The 16,505-nt window shown below is 71.0% G+C and carries 14 protein-coding genes; 6 read left to right on the top strand and 8 right to left on the bottom strand.

Annotated elements, in window-relative coordinates:
- Positions 1–49: 49 nt before the first annotated feature.
- On the bottom strand, positions 50–535 hold the full coding sequence (locus ACFZDK_RS30380; protein ID WP_390977112.1) for a hypothetical protein: 486 nt from the start codon (positions 533–535) through the stop codon (positions 50–52).
- Positions 536–639: 104 nt separating this feature from the next.
- Between ACFZDK_RS30380 and ACFZDK_RS30375 the strand changes: the two genes are divergently transcribed.
- Complete coding sequence (locus ACFZDK_RS30375) at positions 640–1,485, top strand: serine hydrolase (protein ID WP_390977111.1); 846 nt, start codon at positions 640–642, stop codon at positions 1,483–1,485.
- 77 nt (positions 1,486–1,562) lie between these two features.
- Positions 1,563–2,588 (top strand): esterase-like activity of phytase family protein, encoded by a 1,026-nt coding sequence (locus ACFZDK_RS30370; RefSeq protein WP_390977110.1) that lies wholly within the window; start codon positions 1,563–1,565, stop codon positions 2,586–2,588.
- A 75-nt stretch (positions 2,589–2,663) separates the two neighbouring features.
- Here the strand turns inward: ACFZDK_RS30370 and ACFZDK_RS30365 are convergent, their stop codons facing one another.
- On the bottom strand, positions 2,664–3,449 hold the full coding sequence (locus tag ACFZDK_RS30365; RefSeq protein WP_390977109.1) for a calcium-binding protein: 786 nt from the start codon (positions 3,447–3,449) through the stop codon (positions 2,664–2,666).
- A gap of 194 nt (positions 3,450–3,643) precedes the next feature.
- On the opposite strand from ACFZDK_RS30365, the gene ACFZDK_RS30360 reads away from it, so the two are divergent.
- Together ACFZDK_RS30360 and ACFZDK_RS30355 are read left to right on the top strand one after the other, a co-directional pair.
- Positions 3,644–5,965: a glycosyltransferase family 39 protein gene (locus tag ACFZDK_RS30360; RefSeq protein WP_390977108.1), complete on the top strand. Its 2,322-nt coding sequence runs from the start codon at positions 3,644–3,646 to the stop codon at positions 5,963–5,965.
- Positions 5,966–6,098: 133 nt separating this feature from the next.
- Positions 6,099–6,905 (top strand): endonuclease, encoded by an 807-nt coding sequence (locus tag ACFZDK_RS30355; RefSeq protein WP_390977107.1) that lies wholly within the window; start codon positions 6,099–6,101, stop codon positions 6,903–6,905.
- Positions 6,906–7,294: 389 nt separating this feature from the next.
- On the opposite strand, the gene ACFZDK_RS30350 is transcribed toward ACFZDK_RS30355, so the two are convergent.
- From ACFZDK_RS30350 to ACFZDK_RS30340, 3 genes are all read right to left on the bottom strand, one after another.
- Complete coding sequence (locus ACFZDK_RS30350) at positions 7,295–8,980, bottom strand: thiamine pyrophosphate-dependent enzyme (protein WP_390977106.1); 1,686 nt, start codon at positions 8,978–8,980, stop codon at positions 7,295–7,297.
- On the bottom strand, positions 8,977–9,945 hold the full coding sequence (speB, locus tag ACFZDK_RS30345) for an agmatinase (RefSeq protein ID WP_390977105.1): 969 nt from the start codon (positions 9,943–9,945) through the stop codon (positions 8,977–8,979). Before speB ends, ACFZDK_RS30350 begins: the two co-directional genes overlap by 4 nt.
- A gap of 67 nt (positions 9,946–10,012) precedes the next feature.
- Positions 10,013–11,470 carry a sodium:solute symporter gene (locus tag ACFZDK_RS30340; RefSeq protein ID WP_390977104.1) on the bottom strand — a complete coding sequence of 486 codons (1,458 nt, stop codon included), beginning with the start codon at positions 11,468–11,470 and terminating at the stop codon, positions 10,013–10,015.
- A gap of 124 nt (positions 11,471–11,594) precedes the next feature.
- On the opposite strand from ACFZDK_RS30340, the gene ACFZDK_RS30335 reads away from it, so the two are divergent.
- Together ACFZDK_RS30335 and ACFZDK_RS30330 are read left to right on the top strand one after the other, a co-directional pair.
- Complete coding sequence (locus ACFZDK_RS30335; protein ID WP_390977103.1) at positions 11,595–13,139, top strand: PucR family transcriptional regulator ligand-binding domain-containing protein; 1,545 nt, start codon at positions 11,595–11,597, stop codon at positions 13,137–13,139.
- A 76-nt stretch (positions 13,140–13,215) separates the two neighbouring features.
- The gene (locus tag ACFZDK_RS30330; RefSeq protein ID WP_390977102.1) at positions 13,216–14,004 is read left to right on the top strand and encodes a phosphatase; all 789 of its coding nucleotides are present in this window, start codon (positions 13,216–13,218) and stop codon (positions 14,002–14,004) included.
- A 106-nt stretch (positions 14,005–14,110) separates the two neighbouring features.
- On the opposite strand, the gene ACFZDK_RS30325 is transcribed toward ACFZDK_RS30330, so the two are convergent.
- The 3 genes from ACFZDK_RS30325 to ACFZDK_RS30315 all read right to left on the bottom strand — a co-directional run bounded on the left by ACFZDK_RS30325 (position 14,111) and on the right by ACFZDK_RS30315 (position 16,471).
- A complete protein-coding gene (locus ACFZDK_RS30325) occupies positions 14,111–14,434 on the bottom strand; it encodes a hypothetical protein (RefSeq protein WP_390977101.1) in 324 nt (107 codons plus the stop codon).
- 123 nt (positions 14,435–14,557) lie between these two features.
- The gene (locus ACFZDK_RS30320; protein ID WP_390977100.1) at positions 14,558–15,562 is read right to left on the bottom strand and encodes a cation diffusion facilitator family transporter; all 1,005 of its coding nucleotides are present in this window, start codon (positions 15,560–15,562) and stop codon (positions 14,558–14,560) included.
- A gap of 9 nt (positions 15,563–15,571) precedes the next feature.
- Positions 15,572–16,471, bottom strand: coding sequence for an acyl-CoA thioesterase domain-containing protein (locus ACFZDK_RS30315; RefSeq protein ID WP_390977099.1), 900 nt, complete (start codon positions 16,469–16,471; stop codon positions 15,572–15,574).
- Between the last annotated feature and the right edge of the window lie 34 nt (positions 16,472–16,505).

Raw genomic sequence — 16,505 nt, 5'->3', positions numbered from 1 at the left:
CGACGGATCCTAGAGCAAGGCCGAACCCGGTGAACCCGTGCGCTCACAACTAGGAACTCGACCGACCGGACCCGTCCTGGTGCCCGACGGTGATCGCCCACCGCACGCCCGCCGACGCAGTCACCCGCACCGTGCCCGGCGTGTGGGGGCGCTTCATGTTGAACTCGTTGTCGATGCTGTTGACCTCGCCTGCGGTGCAGGCGAACGGGAAGTTCACGCCGACCGGGTCGACGGCGACGGTCAGCTCGCCCTTGCCCTCGCAGAGCACCTGGACGGACAGGATGCCGCTGCCGACGCCACCCTTGATCTCCATCTCCCGGCCCCCGGTGGCGTTCGCCGCCTGGGCGACGACCTCGCCATCGGGGAACGCAGGCGCCTCGGCGACGGAGGCCGACGTTCCGGCGACGGAGGCCGGCGTCCTCGTCACCGGGGCGGGCGAGGAGGCCGCGCGGTCGGGTGTGGCGTGGCCGGGGCCGCTGCACCCGGCGGCGAACAGCACAACCGTGGCAGCGGATAGCGCACTCGGGATTCTCATGGGCCCCATCCTCGCCCGGCGAAGACGGTCGGCGCAGGTGACGGTTCCCTAAAGCCCTGACCGCTCGTACAACCATTCGTGCGAATCCGTGTGTCAACGGGGGTATGACTCACAGACGAAGGAGAGGGCTGGTCGCCACCGCGCTCGGCACCGGGTTTCTCATAGCCGGTGTGGCCGTCGCCGCGCCCGCCTCGGCCGCCGCGCCCACCGTCAGCTGCACGTCGACGAAGGCGGCGCTCGCCACGAAGCTGAAGAGGGACATCACCACGGCCATCGCGAACCGCAAGGGGACCATCGCCGTCGGCCTGTACGACCGCTCGACGAAGACGACCTGCACGCTCCGCTCCACCACGCACTACGACTCGGCCAGCACCGTCAAGGTGACGGTCCTGGCCACGCTGTTGTGGGACGCGAAGAAGCACAACCGCTACCTGACCACCACCGAGCAGACGCTCGCCAAGGCCATGATCACCAAGTCGGACAACGACGCGACCACCAAGCTGTGGAAGCAGCAGGGCCTGACGAAGATCAAGGGCTTCCTGAGCGCCGCCGGGATGACGCAGACGACTCCCGGTACGAACGGCTACTGGGGCCTGACCCAGATCGACGTGCGCGACGAGCAGAAGCTGCTGGCGCTCGTCACCGCCAAGAACACGGTGCTCAGCGACAACTCCCGGGCGTACATCCTGAAGCTGATGGGGCAGGTCGTCTCGTCCCAGCGCTGGGGCACCCCGTACGGCGTCCCGTCCGGGGTCTCCGTGCACGTCAAGAACGGCTGGCTGCAGCGCTCCACGCACGGCTGGCGGGTGCACAGCCTCGGCACCTTCAAGGGCGGCGGCCACGACTACCAGATGACCGTGCTGACCCACGACAACAGCACGATGCAGTACGGGATCAACACCATCCAGGCCGTCTCGAAGGTCATCCACAAGGACCTCGCGGCCTCCTGAGGCGACGGCCGGAAATCGACCCTGCCCTTCACGGGGCGGTCTCCACGCCGTCACCGCGGCGCCCTACGGTGACGGCCATGCGCCTGCGAACCGTACTCGCCACCGTCACCGCCGGCCTGGCGGCGGCCACCTGTCTGTCCGCCGCCGGGCCCGCCAACGCCACGACGAACCACGCCTGTTCGACGTCCGTCTCCCTCGACGGCTTCTCCGACGCCCTCGACAAGACGACCTTCGGCGGCTACTTCGTCGGCAACCTGTCCGCGCTCGCCGTGGACAGGGACGGCTCCCTGGCCGCCCTCGCCGACCGGTCCTACCTCTTCGACCTGGACGCGAGGACGCTCGCGCCGAAGTCGGTCGTCGGGCTCGCCGACGAGAAGGGCGCCGCGCTGGACTCCGAGGGCCTGGTCGTGGACCGGGACGGGACCCGGCTCATCACCTCCGAGACCGAGCCGTCGATCCGCCGCTACTCGGCGGACGGCAGGATCCTGGACCGGCTGCCCGTGCCGTCCTCGCTGCTGGTCTCCCCCGCCGGGTGGGCCACCTCCAACCAGACCTTCGAGGGCCTGACCCTGCTGAACGGCGGTCACACCCTGCTGGCCTCCATGGAGTACGCCCTCTCCGGGGACACCGCCGGGATCGTGCGCTTCCAGACCTGGCAGCGCACGAAGGACAACCACTTCAGGCTGTCGGCCCAGTACGCCTACCGCACCGACGACCCGATCCTCGGCGTCCCCGAGGTGCAGGCACTGCCCGACGGCCGTCTGCTCGTCCTGGAGCGCGGTTTCACCTCCGGCGTCGGCAACACCGTCCGCCTCTTCCTCGCCGACCCGCGGCACGCCACGGACACCAGCGGCATCGAGAACCTGACGGGACAGGCGGGCGTCCGCCTGGTCAAGAAGACGCTGCTGACGGACATGGCGAGCTGCCCGTCGCTGGGCGCCACGGCCAAGCAGCCGCAGCCCAACCCGCTCCTCGACAACATCGAGGGCATGGTCGTCACCGGCCACGACAAGGGCTGCTACAAGGTCCTCCTGGTCAGCGACGACAACCAGAACGCCGCCCAGACGACCCGCTTCTACCGGCTGTCGGTCCGCGTGCGCTGACCCGTCGGCACACCACCGGGGGCCGCTCCCGCCCTGGGCAGGAGCGACCCCCGGTGCGACGCACTCGCCGCGCGGCTAGCGGACGTCCACGTAGTCGCCGGTCGCGGTGGACGGCGCGGTCGTCGCCGTACCGCCGAAGCTGTAGCGGAACCAGCCGTCGCGGGCGGCGGTGACGGTCGTCTTCAGGGTGCCCGTCGAGCTGGTCCTGACGGTCTTCACCGTGGTGTAGGTGGTGCTGCCCTTCTTGCGGAACTGCAGCTTCACCGACTGGCCGGCGTAACCGTGGGACTTGTTGTCGTCCCAGCTGGCCCGGGAGAGCTTGCCGGTGACCGTGAGGGTCTTGCCCTTCTTCACCGGCTCCGGCGCGGCGTTGACCGTCAGCGACGACTGGCGCTGCACCTTGAACGTGGTGGCCGCGTCCCGGTGGATGTAGTCGAAGTCGTTGGCGGAGACCAGGGTGGAGAGGTTCCAGGTGGCCGCCGCGGCGTTGTTGACGAAGCCCGTCGTCGCCTGCGGGTCGAAGGTCAGCGTGCCGGTGCAGGTCGAGGTGGTGGCGCTCGCCTTGACGCAGGTGATGTCGCCGTCGTCGTACCAGATCTGCGCGTAGTTCGGCTTCGGGCCGACGGCGTAGATGTACGTGGTCTCGGCGATGCCCGAGTCGTCGGACGCGGTCACGGAGACCTTGGCGGACACCACCCTGGTGGTGCCGACCACGACGGGCTTGCCGCCGTTGACGACGACCTTGTCGATCGTGATGTTGCCCGCTCCGCCGTCCGTCGCCTGGGCGGCGGTGGCACAGGTCGCGGTGGCGACGAGTGCGGCGCTGGTGCTGAGCAGGGCGAGGCGCGTGGTCGCGCGCATGGACATTCCCCCCGGAAGTCGCTGTTCGACCGGTCTGGTCGAGCACCGGGAGCCTACGGCTTTGGCCAACGTTTTACCACTTGATTACCGAGGGGTGAGCGGCCCGGGCGCTTCTTACCCACATCTCACCCACCCACAGGCTGCTCCCAGGGTCAGCACAGCGTTCCCTCATGGCCCCGCTGCACGTTGGGCTGGTGACATCTGCCACCGACCCCACCCCCCACACGCACACGCCCGTGTCCCCCGACTGGGCCCCGCCCACGGCGACCCCTGCGGATCCCCTGCCGGACAAGGCACCGCGCTGGTCGCTCCCCGCGTTGATCGCGATCCTGATCCTGGCGGCGGTGCTCTACTCCTGGAACCTCTCCGGTTCCGACATGAACACCTTCTACAGCGGCGCCGTCTGGGCCGGTACGGAGAGCTGGAAGGCCTGGTTCTTCGGCTCGCTCGACCCGGGCAACTTCCTGACCGTCGACAAGCCGCCGCTCGCGACCATGGTCATGGGTCTGTCGAGCCGGATCTTCGGCTTCGGCACGTGGCAGATGATGGCGCCGATGATCGCCCTGGCGCTCGCCACGATCTACATCCTGCACTCCACCGTGAAGCGGGTGTGGGGCCACGGCGCGGCGACCGTCGCCGCGCTGGTGCTGGCGCTGACCCCGATCACCGTCGCCATCAACCGCGACAACAACCCCGACACCCTCCTCGTCTTCCTGATGGTGTCGGGCGCGGCGCTCGCGTTCCGGGCCACCCGTGACGAGAAGCTGCTGCCGCTGCTCGGCTCGGCGGCCTGCTTCGGTCTCGCCTTCAACACCAAGCTGCTCGCGGGCTGGATCGCGCTCCCCGCCGTCTTCGCGCTCTACCTGTACGCGTCGAAGGCCTCCTGGGCGAAGCGGGCCGTCAACCTGGCGCTCGCCGCGGTCGTCCTGGCCGTCTCCAGCTTCTGGTGGGCGATCGCCGTCTCCCTGGTCCCGGCCGCCGACCGCCCGTACATCGGCGGCTCCACGGACGGCTCCGCCTGGGACCTGATCATGGGCTACGACGGTCTCGGCCGCGTCTTCGGCGGCGAGGGCAACGGCGGGGGCGGCGGAGGCGGAGGCGGCGGCTTCTCCGGCTCCTCGGGCCTCGGCCGGATGTTCAACGACATCCTCGGCGGCCAGATCTCCTGGCTGCTCCCCTTCTCCGTGATCGCCCTGATCGGCGGCCTGGTGCTGTGCGGCCGCGCCCCGCGCACCGACCTGAAGCGCATGGCGCTGGTCCTCTGGGGCGGCTGGACCCTGCTGCACTACGTGATCTTCGCGACCGCGCAGGGCACCATGCACCCCTACTACACGACCGCGCTCGCCCCCGGCATCGCGGTGCTCTGCGGCGGCGGTGGCGCGATGCTGCTCCAGGCGTTCCGCACCGACAAGCGGTGGATCTGGGTCCTCCCGGCCGCCTTCGGCGTCACCGGCATCTGGGCGATCGTCCTGCTGCGCCGGGCCTCCGGCTGGAACACCTGGCTGTGGCCGACGATCGGCGTGCTGACCGTGGCCGGCATCGTGGGCATGATCCTCTTCCGGTCCGGCAACAGGGCCCGGCTGCTGACGGCCTCCCTGGCGGCGGCCGTGATCGCGGCGCTCGCGGGTCCGACGGCGTACGCGGCGTCGGTGCCGTTCGGCAGTGACAGCGGCGGCGGGATGCGCGGTGGTACGAACCCGACCGCGGGCCCGTCCACGGGGAGCGGTTTCGGCGGCGGTGGCGGCATGGGCGGCGGCAACCGGGGTGGCGGCGGCTTCCCGGGCGGCGGCGAGATGCCGGGCGGCACCCAGCAGGGCGGCGGCCAGAACAGCCAGGCCGGCGGCGAGACGGGCGGCGGCTTCCCGGGCGGCATGAACGGCGAGGCCCCGAGCGGCGGCATGGGCGGCCAGGCTCCCGGCGGCACCGGCAACGGTCGGACGACGCCCGGCGGTGGCACCGGCGAACTGCCGAGCGGCGGCACCGGCACCGGTGAACTGCCCGGCGGCACGGGTGAGATGCCCGGCTCGGGCACCGGCACCGGCACCACGCGCGGCGGCTTCGGCGGCGGTGGCGGTATGGGCGGCGGCATGGGCGGCGGCGTCGACAGCGACCTGATCGCCTACCTGAAGAAGCACAAGGACGGCGCCACCTGGCTGCTGGCCGTCTCCAACTCGCAGTCCGCGGCGCAGATCGAGCTGAGCACGCGGGAGCCCGTGATCTCCATGTGGGGCTTCACCGGGTCCGACAACGCGATGACCGTCGCCAAGCTCAAGGAACTGGTGAAGGCGGGCAAGCTGCACTACATCCAGATCGGCGGCAGCGGGATGGGCGGCGGCATGGGCGGCGGCAACTCCGTCAGCTCCGCCGTGAACACCTGGGTGCAGAAGCACGGCACCGCGGTCAAGGAGAGCGCGTACGGCAAGAGCGCCACGTCGAGTTCGAAGTCGTCCTCGTCTTCGTCCTCCCAGAGCAGCACCTCGACGCTCTACCGGCTGGACCCGTCGGACGTCAGCTGACACACCGGCACAGCCGAGACCCCCGACCACACGGTCGGGGGTCTCTTTTTACATCCCGTTTACCTGCACGTCCTCATGTCCATGTCACCCTCCTCTTGCCGCCTCGTCAACCCGCGTAGATGGGAAAGTCTTTATGCCGGCGACACGTATACGGCGCTGGAAGTCGGTGGCCCTGGCCACCGCCGCCGTCCTGGTGGGCCTGACCGCCCCGGCCCTGACGGCGACCCCGGCCGCCGCCACGACCACCGCGTACGACTCGACGTACTACAAGAACGCGATCGGCAAGACGGGGACGAGCCTCAAGTCGTCCCTGCACACGATCATCAGCGCGAACGTCACCAAACTGTCGTACTCGGCGCTCTGGGACGCCCTGAAGAAGACCGACCAGGACCCGAACAACAGCAGCAACGTGATCCTGCTGTACTCGGGCATCTCCCGCAGCAAGTCCCTCAACGGCGGGGACAGCGGCGACTGGAACCGTGAGCACGTCTGGGCGATCTCGCACGGCGACCTCACCACCTCCACCGGCCCCGGCACGGACCTGCACCACATCCGTCCCGAGGACGTGGCGGTCAACGGCAAGCGCGGCAACCTCGACTTCGACGAGGGCGGCTCCACCTTCACCAACAGCGGCGGCAGCAAGGTCGACTCTGACTCCTTCGAGCCGCGCGACGCCGTCAAGGGCGACGTGGCCCGCATGATCCTCTACATGGCCGTGCGCTACGAGGGCGACGACGGCTTCGCCGACCTGGAGCCGGACGACAAGGTCAACAACGGCTCCACCCCGTACATCGGCAAGCTCTCGATCCTCAAGCAGTGGAACGACGAGGACCCGCCGGACTCCTTCGAGGAGAACCGCAACGACGTCATCTACAGCACCTACCAGCACAACCGGAACCCGTTCATCGACCACCCGGAGTGGGTCGACGCGATCTGGTAGGCCCCTTGGGCCCGGTCCTGCTACTTCCCTCACACAGGCGAAGTCGATCTTGGACTCGGGCGTGTCCAGGTGATCACGCCCGAGCATGGACAGGCCCCGGCAGTCCCGCCGGGGCCTGTCCACCTCCCGTTTCCGGAGAGTCCCGTGAAGCCCCAGAGGGCTTCGGCGGCGACTACTGGGAGTGGACCGCGCGCAGCGGGTACCGCGACATGCCGCCGAACCTCCACGACAACGTCGGCTCCTTCGTCGCCTCCACCCGCGCCTGCTTCCTCAACTGGAGCCCGCAGGAGAAGCGCGGCCTCTCTTCAACGGCGACTGGCGCTCCCAGTACCGCGGCGACTTCGGGGGGCGGATCGACGGGGTGGGGGCGGGGGCCTGCTGACGTCCGCCTAGCCCAGGTGCGTGGGCGCGAACATCCGCAGCAGGGCCGGGAGTACGACCACCGAGGGGCCGGGGGTGGCGAGGGCCTTCGCGAGGTCCGTCTCCAGGGTCTCCGGGGTCGTCCGCACCCCCGGGACGCCGAAGGACTCCGCCAGGGCCACGTAGTCGGGGCGGGGCAGTTCGGTCGCCGTGGCCTCGCCGAAGGTGTCCGTCATGTACTCGCGCAGGATGCCGTAGCCGCCGTCGTCGATGATCAGCCAGGTGACCGGCAGGTCGTACTGGGTCGCCGTGGCCAGTTCCGCGATGGAGTAGAGGGCTCCGCCGTCGCCCGACACCGCCAGCACCGGGCGGGTCGGGTCGGCGGCGGCCGCGCCGAGGGCCGCCGGGAAGCCGTAGCCGAGACCGCCGGCGCCCTGGGCGGAGTGCATGAGGTTCGGGGCGTGGGCGTCGAACGCGGACCATGCCCAGTACGCCAGGATCGTCATGTCCCAGCAGGACGGGGACCCGGCGGGCAGGGCGCGCCGCACCGATGCCAGCACGTCCTGTTCCAGGGTGAGTTCCTGTGCGGCGATGCGTGCGGAGACCTTGGCCAGGACCTCGCGGACCCGCGTCGGCGCGGACGCGTCGGGCCGGTCCGCCACCGTCTCCAGCAACGCCTGGAGCGCGAGGCGGGCGTCCGCGTGGATGCCCAGCGCGGGGTGGTTGGACTCCAGCTTGCCGAGGTCCGCCTCGATCTGGACGACCCGGCCGCGCGGGGCGAACGTGTGGTAGTTCGAGGAGAGTTCACCGAGACCCGAGCCGACCACGAGCAGGACGTCCGCGTCCTCCAGGAAGTCCGTGGTGTGCCGGTCCTCCAGCCAGGACTGGAGGGACAGCGGGTGGTTCCAGGGGAACGCGCCCTTGCCGCCGAAGGTGGTGACGACCGGGGCGTTCAGCTTCTCGGCCAGCTGGAGCAGCTTGCCGGAGGCGTCCGCCCGGACCACTCCGCCGCCCGCGATGATCGCCGGGCGGGCGGCGCGGGAGAGCAGATCGGCCGCCACCGCGGTCAGTTCGGGGCGCGGGGACAGCTCGTCCGGGGTGGCGTCCACCGCGGTCACGACCGGGAGCGTCGTCTCCGCGAGCAGCACGTCCTGCGGGATCTCCACCCACACCGGGCCGTGCGGGGCCGTCAGCGCGGACTTCCAGGCCGCCGCGATCGCGGACGGGATCTGGGACGGGGTGCGGACGGTGTGGACCGACTTCACCACGCCCCGGAAGGAGGCCGACTGGTCCGGGAGTTCGTGCAGATAGCCGTGCCGGCCGCCGCCGAGGCCCGCGGTGGGGATCTGGCTGCTGATCGCCAGCACCGGCGCGGACGCGGCGGCCGCCTCGTGCAGCGCGGCCAGCGAGGTCAGCGCGCCGGGGCCGGTCGACAGGAGCAGCGGGGCCGCCTCGCCGGTCACCCGGCCGTACGCGTCCGCCGCGAAGCCCGCGTTGTTCTCCACCCGCAGGCCGACATAGCGCAGCGACGAGCGGCGCAGGGCGTCGAACATGCCGAGGGCGTGCTGGCCGGGCAGGCCGAAGACCGTCGTCGCGCCGAGCCCGGCGAGGGTCTCCACGACCAGGTCCCCGCCGTTGCGGCCGGCGGGCGGGTTCAGGGCTGCGGCCGTCTGCGCCTCGGTCGGGCGGAGCACCAGGTCGTGGTCGTGGGTCACTTCGCGCGCGCCTCGGCAATCTGTCGGGTCATGATCGTGGTCAGTTCGTACGCCGTGTGCGAGGCCGCCACCGAGGTGATCTCGGCGTGGTCGTACGCGGGGGCCACCTCGACGACGTCCGCCGAGACGAGGTTGCACGCGGCCAGCCCGCGCAGGATCTCCAGGAGTTCCCTGGACGTCATACCACCCGCTTCGGGCGTCCCGGTGCCGGGGGCGTGCGCCGGGTCCAGGCAGTCGATGTCGATCGAGATGTAGAGCGGGCGGTCGCCGATGCGCTGACGCAGCTGGTCGGCGACCTCGTCGGCGCCCCGGCGGTAGATGTCCGCCGAGGTGACGATGCCGAAGCCCATCTTCTCGTCGTCGGTCAGGTCCTGCTTGCCGTACAGCGGACCGCGGGTGCCGACGTGGGAGAGGGCGGAGGTGTCCAGGATGCCCTCCTCGACCGCCCGCCGGAACGGGGTGCCGTGGGTGTACTCGGCGCCGAAGTAGGTGTCCCAGGTGTCGAGATGGGCGTCGAAGTGGAGCAGCGCGACCGGGCCGTGCTTCTTGGCGACGCTTCGCAGCAGCGGGAGCGCGATGGTGTGGTCGCCGCCCAGCGTCATCAGCCGGGCGCCGGTGCCGAGGAGATCGTCCGCGGCCGCCTCGACGGTCTCGACCGCCTCGTTGATGTCGAAGGGGTTGACCGCGATGTCGCCCCCGTCCGCCACCTGCGCCAGCGCGAACGGGGACGCGTCCTGCGCCGGGTTGTACGGGCGCAGCAGCCGGGACGCCTCGCGGATGGCGTTGCCGCCGAAGCGGGCGCCCGGCCGGTACGAGACACCCGAGTCGAACGGCACGCCCACGACGGCGACATCGGCGGTGCCGACCTCGTCGAGGCGGGGCAGCCGGGCGAAGGTCGCGGGGCCGGCGTACCGCGGGACCCGGGAGGAGTCGACGGGTCCGCGGGGTGTCTCGTTGCTGCTCATCGGGGTGCTGCCTGCTTCCTACGCTTCGTCGCGTACGTACCGCTATGCACTGCTTCTGGCTACGACTCTACTGGTGGGCCGGGACCGGTTCGGACACGAGTTCGGAGGCGCCCCGGCCGGCGAGCCGCTCCCGCCAGTTCGCCAGCACGGCCGCGTCGGTCGGCTTCGTCACCAGGGAGACGGCGACATACGCGACGAGGGAGGAGAGCAGGCCGTAGTAGACGGGTTCGTTGGCGAGGATGCCGTAGCCCGCCATCAGGCCGATCACCGCGAGACCGCCGACGGTCACGGCGGCGAGCGCGCCCTGGACCGTGCCGCGCTTCCACAGCAGTCCGCCGAGGATGGGGACGAGGAGACCGCCGACGAGCAGGTTGTAGGCGACCGTCAGCGCCTCGACGACGTCGTTGAGCGCGATCGCCGTGCCGATCACCCCGATCCCCATGACGAGGATGAAGACGCGGTTGCCCCGCACCTCGTCGTGGTCGTCGGTTCTCGTCCTCCCGCGCAGCCGCGACCAGATGTCGTTGTTGGCGACGGTCGCGCAGGCGATCAGGGCGCCGGAGGACGTCGACATCACGGCGGCGAGCGCGGCGGCCAGCACCAGCCCGCGCACCCCGACGGGGAGTTCGTCCTTGACGATGGTCGCGAAGGCGTCGTCCGGGCTGCCCAGCTTCGGGTACAGCACCCTGGCGGCCGTACCGATCACCGCACCGGCGAGGGCGTACGCCAGACAGTAGGTGCCCGCGACCGTGCCGCCCCACTTCGCCGTCGTGTCGCTGCGGGCCGTGAACACCCGCTGCCAGATGTCCTGCCCGATGAGCATGCCGAACGTGTAGATGAGCACGTACGTGAAGATCGTCTCGCCGCCGATGCCCAGCGGGTCGAAGTACGAGGTCGGCAGCTTCGCCTTCATCGCGCCGAAGCCGCCCGCCTTCACCACCGCGATGGGCAGCAGCAGGAGCAGCACGCCGATGGTCTTCACCACGAACTGGACCATGTCCGTCAGGGTGATCGACCACATGCCGCCGAGCGTCGAGTAGGCGACGACGATCGAGCCGCCGAGGATGATCGCGACGGTCCGGTTCATGTCGAAGAGGACGTCGAAGATCGTGGCGTACGCGATGGTCGAGGTGACGGCGAGCATGAGCGTGTACGCCCACATGACCACGCCGGAGATGACCCCGGCCCGGCCGCCGTAGCGCAGGTCGAGCATCTCGGAGACCGTGTACACCTTGAGGCGGGCGATCCGGGCGGAGAAGAAGACCGACAGGGCGAGCAGGCCCAGGCCGATGGTGAAGACCATCCAGGCACCGGACAGCCCGTACTGGTACCCCAGCCCGACCCCGCCGATGGTGGACGCGCCGCCCAGCACGATCGCGGCCATGGTGCCGGAGTACATGGCGGGCCCGAGCCGGCGCCCGGCCACCAGGAACTCGCTCTTGGACCTGGCGCGGCGCATGCCCCACCAGCCCATGGCCAGCATCCCGGCGAGATAGAGCACGATCACTGTGTAGTCGACGGCCATGGGACCTCCCTCGAATCGCGTGCACGGAGTCGGACGACGTGCATCGACAGTAGGTGGCCGGAAAGCGACTGCGAAGTGTACGTTTCATCCATTCGAGACCCACCGCAGGGATGGAACGCACACCATGCCGGATCCCACCGTTCCCCCCACGCCCGCCGTGCCCCTCACGGCACTCCTGGCCCGCGAGGACCTGGCCCTGCGCCTGATCGCGGGCCCGTCCGACCCCTCCCTGGTGATCCACGCGGCCCACACCTCGGAGATGGCCGACCCGTACCCGTACCTGCTGGGCGGCGAGCTGCTGCTGACGGCCGGGGTGCACATCCCGGAGGCGGCCGGCTCAGGGACCTACTTCGACGACTACGTCTCCCGGATCGTCGCGGCGGGCGGCGCCGCCCTCGGCTTCGGACTCGCCCCCGTCCACGACACGGTCCCGCGCGCCCTGGTCGCCGCCTGCGACCGCTACGACCTCCCGCTGATCGAGGTCCCGCCGCAGACCCCGTTCACCGCCGTCGCCCGCGCCGTCTGGCAGCTGCTGGCCCAGGCCCGCCTCGCCGAACTGCGCCGGGTCACCGAGGCCCAGCAGAGCCTCGCGTCCGCCGCGTCCCGCCCGGACCCGGTCCCCGCGGTCCTCCGCCAGCTGGCGAACCGGCTCGGCGCCTGGACGGCCCTGTACGGCCCCGAGGGCACAAAGATCGCGTCGGCGGGCCGCGAGCCGGCGGCGCCGGTGCCCGGCTCACTGGCCGAACTCACGGACGTCGTCCGCCCGTCCGGCCCCGGCACCCCCACCTCCGCCACCCACGCCACCGCCGGCACCCACCTCGCCGCCTACGCCCTCGGCACCGGCTTCGTCCTCGGCGTCGCCACCCCGTCCCGCGAACCCGGCGACCACACCATCGCCTCCGTCGCCGCCGTCCTCCTCACCCTCCTCACCGGGGAGCAGCAGAGCGGCTCGGGCGTGGCGCGCACGAGCGCCCTGGTACGACTCCTGCTGGGCGGCACGCCAGAGGAGGTGGCACCGCTCCTGGGCAAGGACGACCGATGGTTCGTCGTACATGCCTGCCCATACGACCAACGGGACCGCCCCCACCCGGGGGCGCGGGACCCTGCCGATATGCGGCTTCGCCGCGGGGCGCGACCAGCCCCCACCGGCCCGCACCCGCCCGATCTCCTGGCCGCCACCGCGCTCGGCGCCTCGCTGGGCTCGACTCTCATCGACCCCGAAGGGGAAATCGTCCGAATCCTGCTCCCTGCGGACCGAGCACCCGAACCCCAGCCCGGCTGGACCCTCGGCATCAGCACCCCCGTACCCGCACAACAGCTCACGGCCGCCGACACTCACGCGGCCCGCGCCCTCGCCCGCGCCCTCGCGACCCGCGCCCCCCTGGTCCGCCACGCCTCCCGCCCCGGCCTCGCCCAACTGGTCCCGGAGGCCGAGGCCGAGGCCCACGCCCGCGCCCTCCTCGGCCCCCTCGCGGAGCACCCCGCGCTCACCGAGACCCTGCGCACCTGGCTCTCCCTGCACGGCAGTTGGGACCGTACGGCGGTCGCCCTGTCCGTGCACCGCAACACCGTGCGCCAGCGCATCGCCCGCTGCACCGCGCTCCTCGACGCCGAACTCGACGACCCCGACGTACGGATGGAGCTGTGGTTCGCCCTCCGCCAGGAGTGAGTCGGGCGTGAGTGACCCACGTCCCAGCGGGCGATACGCAGGGAAATCGCACAGCGCCCTGCCTCACAATGGAGCCATGCCGATACCCGGGACACCGAGCCGCGCCGAGCTCGTCGAGCACCTTGTGAAGACCCGTATCGCGGGCGATGTCGCCACGCCCCGCGAGAACAACCTGCTCCACTACCGCAAGCTGGCCAACGGCGAGCGCAACTGGTGGCTGGGACTGGAACTCGGCGACCGCTGGACCGACGAGCAGGACGTACTGGCCGTGATGGCCGAGCGGGTCGGGGTGAACGACGACGCCGAGTACCGGTACGGCCAGGACACCATCGACCCCGAGCTGACCGTGGACGGCCTTGACCGGCTGGCCGCGCGGCTGCGCAAGGCGGCCGAGGGCAGGCAGCGGGTACTGTTCGCGACCGGTCACCCGGGCGGTCTGCTGGATGTGCACCGGGCGACGGCGGCCGCACTGCGCGCCGCCGGCTGCGAGATCGTGGTGATCCCGGACGGGCTGCAGACGGACGAGGGCTATGTCATGCAGTTCGCCGACGTGGCGGTGCTGGAGCACGGGGCGACCCTGTGGCACACCCACTCCGGTGAGCCGATGAAGGCCATCCTGGGCGGCCTGGAGCGCGAGGGCCGGCCGCTGCCCGACCTGGTCGTCGCCGACCACGGCTGGGCGGGCTACGCGGCCCAGGCGGGCCTGGACTCGGTGGGCTACGCCGACTGCAACGACCCGGCGCTGTTCCTCGCCGAGTCGGAGGGCACCCTCCAGGTCGCCGTACCGCTCGACGACCATGTGCTCAGCCCGCGCTACTACGACCCGATGACCGCGTATCTGCTGGCCGAGGCGGGACTGGCCTGACAGACGGAAGACGGAAGACCGATGTGCGGCCCCCGGAAGCGGGAGCCGCACATCGTGGCCTGGCCCTAGACCCTCAGGTCTCCGGTCTGTCTACGTTCGGTCCGGCTCAGAATCCGAACCCGCTGATCCCGCCGAACCCGAACCCGCCGAAGCCGCCGAAGCCGCCGAAGCCGCCGCTGACGACAGTGGGGACGACCACGACAGGGACGACGGGTACGACGGGGACGAACCCGAAGTTGCCGAAGCGGCAGCCGTTGTTGAATCCGCCGAACCGGGAGTTGTTGCAGCCGAAGCCGCCGGTGACGACGTTCTGATGAGTGGAGGCGGGGGCCGCCGAGGCGGTACCCGCGGCGCCGATCGCGGCACCACCGGCCAGCAGCAGGCCGGCGGCGGACATCGCGGCGAGACGCCTCGCGCGCTGTACTCGCATGGGAAATACCTTTCTGCCGGACATACGTCCGCTACGCGGCACGTCCGCTATGCGGCACATGCACTGTGCGGCATTTCACTCATAGAGCTTAATATCGGATAAACCGGACGGCATTTCGGAAGATCACCGACCGTGATCCTCCGAGGTCGCAGGCCCCGGAGTGGGTCCCGGAGTGGGTCCCGGAGTGGGGTCCAGATACACCCGGCCGATCGCCGGGAACGCGGCCCGCAGCCGCTGCTCGGCCCGCTCGCACGCCCACTCGATCTCGGCGGCCGTGGACACGTCCCGGAAGTCCACCTTGGCGGCGACCAGCGCCTCGTCCGGTCCCTGCACCAGCGTGGTCAGCTCCAGTACGGCCACGATGTGCTCGGACTCCAGCAGCTCCGCGCGGATCCGCTCCCGTACCGGCTTCGGCAGCGGCCGTCCGATGAGCAGCTCGGCGTTGGACCGGCCCAGCACCCAGGCGACGTACAGCAGGAGCAGGCCGATGAGGAGGGAGGCGAGGCCGTCCCAGACGCCGGAGCCGGTGAGCTGCCCGCCGAGCAGGCCGCCGGCCGCGAGCACCAGCCCGACGAGCGCGGCCGAGTCCTCCAGCACCACGGCCTTCACGGCGGTGTCGGGGGTGTAGCGGAGGTAGCGCTTGAACGGCGCCTTGAAGCGGGCCGCCTCGCCGCGCGCCTGCCTCAGCCCCGTCCGCAGCGAGTACCCCTCCAGCACGAAGGCGACGGCGAGCACGATGTACGAGACGAGCGGGTCGCCGAGCTTCTCCCCCTCGGCCAGGGTGTGGATGCCGTCGTAGAGGGAGAAGACCGCGCCGCCGACGAAGGTGGCGACGGCGGCGAGCATGGCCCAGATGTACCGCTCGGGGCCGTAGCCCAGCGGGTGCTCCTCGTCGGCGGGCTTCTCGCTGCGCTTGAGGGCGGTGAGCAGGAGGAGTTCGGTGACGGTGTCGGCGACCGAGTGCGCCGCCTCGGAGAGCATCGCGCTGGAGCCGCTGATGACCCCGGCGACCGCCTTGGCGAGCGCGATCCCGAGGTTGGCGAGGGCGGCGACGATCACCGTGCCCGTGCTCTCGCCGCCGCTCGGCCGGGCTTGTTCCGCCTGCTGGACTTGCTGGGCTTGGGCCATGCCCCAGTCTTACCTGGGGACGCGGACCACACCCTCCTGGATCACGGAAATGGCCAGTGAACCGTCCTGGGTGTAGATACGGGCCTGGCCGAGCCCGCGGCCGCCGTGCGCGGACGGCGACTCCTGGTCGTACAGCAGCCACTCGTCGGCGCGGAACGGCCGGTGGAACCACATCGCGTGGTCCAGCGAGGCGCCCACCACGTCCCCGACGGCCCAGCCGCCGCGGCCGTGCGCGAGCAGAATCGAGTCGAGCAGGGTCATGTCGGAGATATAGGCGGCGAGGACGACGTGCAGCTGGGGGTCCCCCCAGACGGAGTCTGGGGGAGGGTCGTCGTCGAGCTTGCCGTTGGTGCGGAACCAGACCTGGCTGTGCGGCTCGCGCGGCTCGCCGAACTTCCCGTACGGCGGCTCGTCGACGTACCGCAGGTCGATCGCCTCGCGGGCCTCCAGGAACTTCTCGACCACGGCGGACGGCAGATGGTCGTAGCCGCGCAGCCGCTCGGCCGAGGTGGGGAGGGACTCCGGGTCGGGCGCGGGCGGCATCGGAGCCTGGTGGTCGAGGCCGTCCTCGTACAGCTGGAAGGACGCGGAGAGGGCGAAGATCGGGCGGCCGTGCTGGACGGCGACCGCGCGCCGGGTGGTGAAGGAGCGGCCGTCGCGGATGCGCTCGACGTTGTAGACGATGGGCGCGCCCGGGTCGCCGGCCCGCAGGAAGTACGCGTGCAGGGAGTGGGCGTGCCGGTCCGCCGGGACCGTGCGCCCGGCGGCGACCAGCGCCTGGGCCGCGACCTGTCCGCCGAAGACCCGTGGGACGACTCCGGCCCGGGAAGAGGCCTGGCCGCGGAAGATGTTCTCCTCGATCTGCTCCAGGTCGAGCAGATCGAGGAGATCGTTCAGTGCCTGGTTCATGGCACCTTTTCTACTTGCCGGTAATTGCGGGGAC

The organism is Streptomyces sp. NPDC007901 (assembly GCF_042959465.1).
GTDB lineage: Bacteria > Actinomycetota > Actinomycetes > Streptomycetales > Streptomycetaceae > Streptomyces.
The sequence above is the reverse complement of the archived record's forward strand: the minus strand, read 5'-3'. Positions and strand labels throughout refer to the sequence as shown.

Excerpts from the sequence above, each read along its gene's own strand:
- ACFZDK_RS30380 (WP_390977112.1), bottom strand. The coding sequence starts at position 535 with ATGAGAATCCCGAGTGCGCTATCCGCTGCCACGGTTGTGCTGTTCGCC.
- ACFZDK_RS30320 (WP_390977100.1), bottom strand. The coding sequence starts at position 15,562 with ATGGCCCAAGCCCAGCAAGTCCAGCAGGCGGAACAAGCCCGGCCGAGC.
- ACFZDK_RS30330 (WP_390977102.1), top strand. The coding sequence starts at position 13,216 with ATGCCGATACCCGGGACACCGAGCCGCGCCGAGCTCGTCGAGCACCTT.
- ACFZDK_RS30375 (WP_390977111.1), top strand. The coding sequence starts at position 640 with ATGACTCACAGACGAAGGAGAGGGCTGGTCGCCACCGCGCTCGGCACC.
- ACFZDK_RS30315 (WP_390977099.1), bottom strand. The coding sequence starts at position 16,471 with ATGAACCAGGCACTGAACGATCTCCTCGATCTGCTCGACCTGGAGCAG.
- ACFZDK_RS30325 (WP_390977101.1), bottom strand. The coding sequence starts at position 14,434 with ATGCGAGTACAGCGCGCGAGGCGTCTCGCCGCGATGTCCGCCGCCGGC.
- ACFZDK_RS30335 (WP_390977103.1), top strand. The coding sequence starts at position 11,595 with ATGCCGGATCCCACCGTTCCCCCCACGCCCGCCGTGCCCCTCACGGCA.
- ACFZDK_RS30355 (WP_390977107.1), top strand. The coding sequence starts at position 6,099 with ATGCCGGCGACACGTATACGGCGCTGGAAGTCGGTGGCCCTGGCCACC.
- ACFZDK_RS30365 (WP_390977109.1), bottom strand. The coding sequence starts at position 3,449 with ATGCGCGCGACCACGCGCCTCGCCCTGCTCAGCACCAGCGCCGCACTC.
- speB (WP_390977105.1), bottom strand. The coding sequence starts at position 9,945 with ATGAGCAGCAACGAGACACCCCGCGGACCCGTCGACTCCTCCCGGGTC.
- ACFZDK_RS30340 (WP_390977104.1), bottom strand. The coding sequence starts at position 11,470 with ATGGCCGTCGACTACACAGTGATCGTGCTCTATCTCGCCGGGATGCTG.
- ACFZDK_RS30370 (WP_390977110.1), top strand. The coding sequence starts at position 1,563 with ATGCGCCTGCGAACCGTACTCGCCACCGTCACCGCCGGCCTGGCGGCG.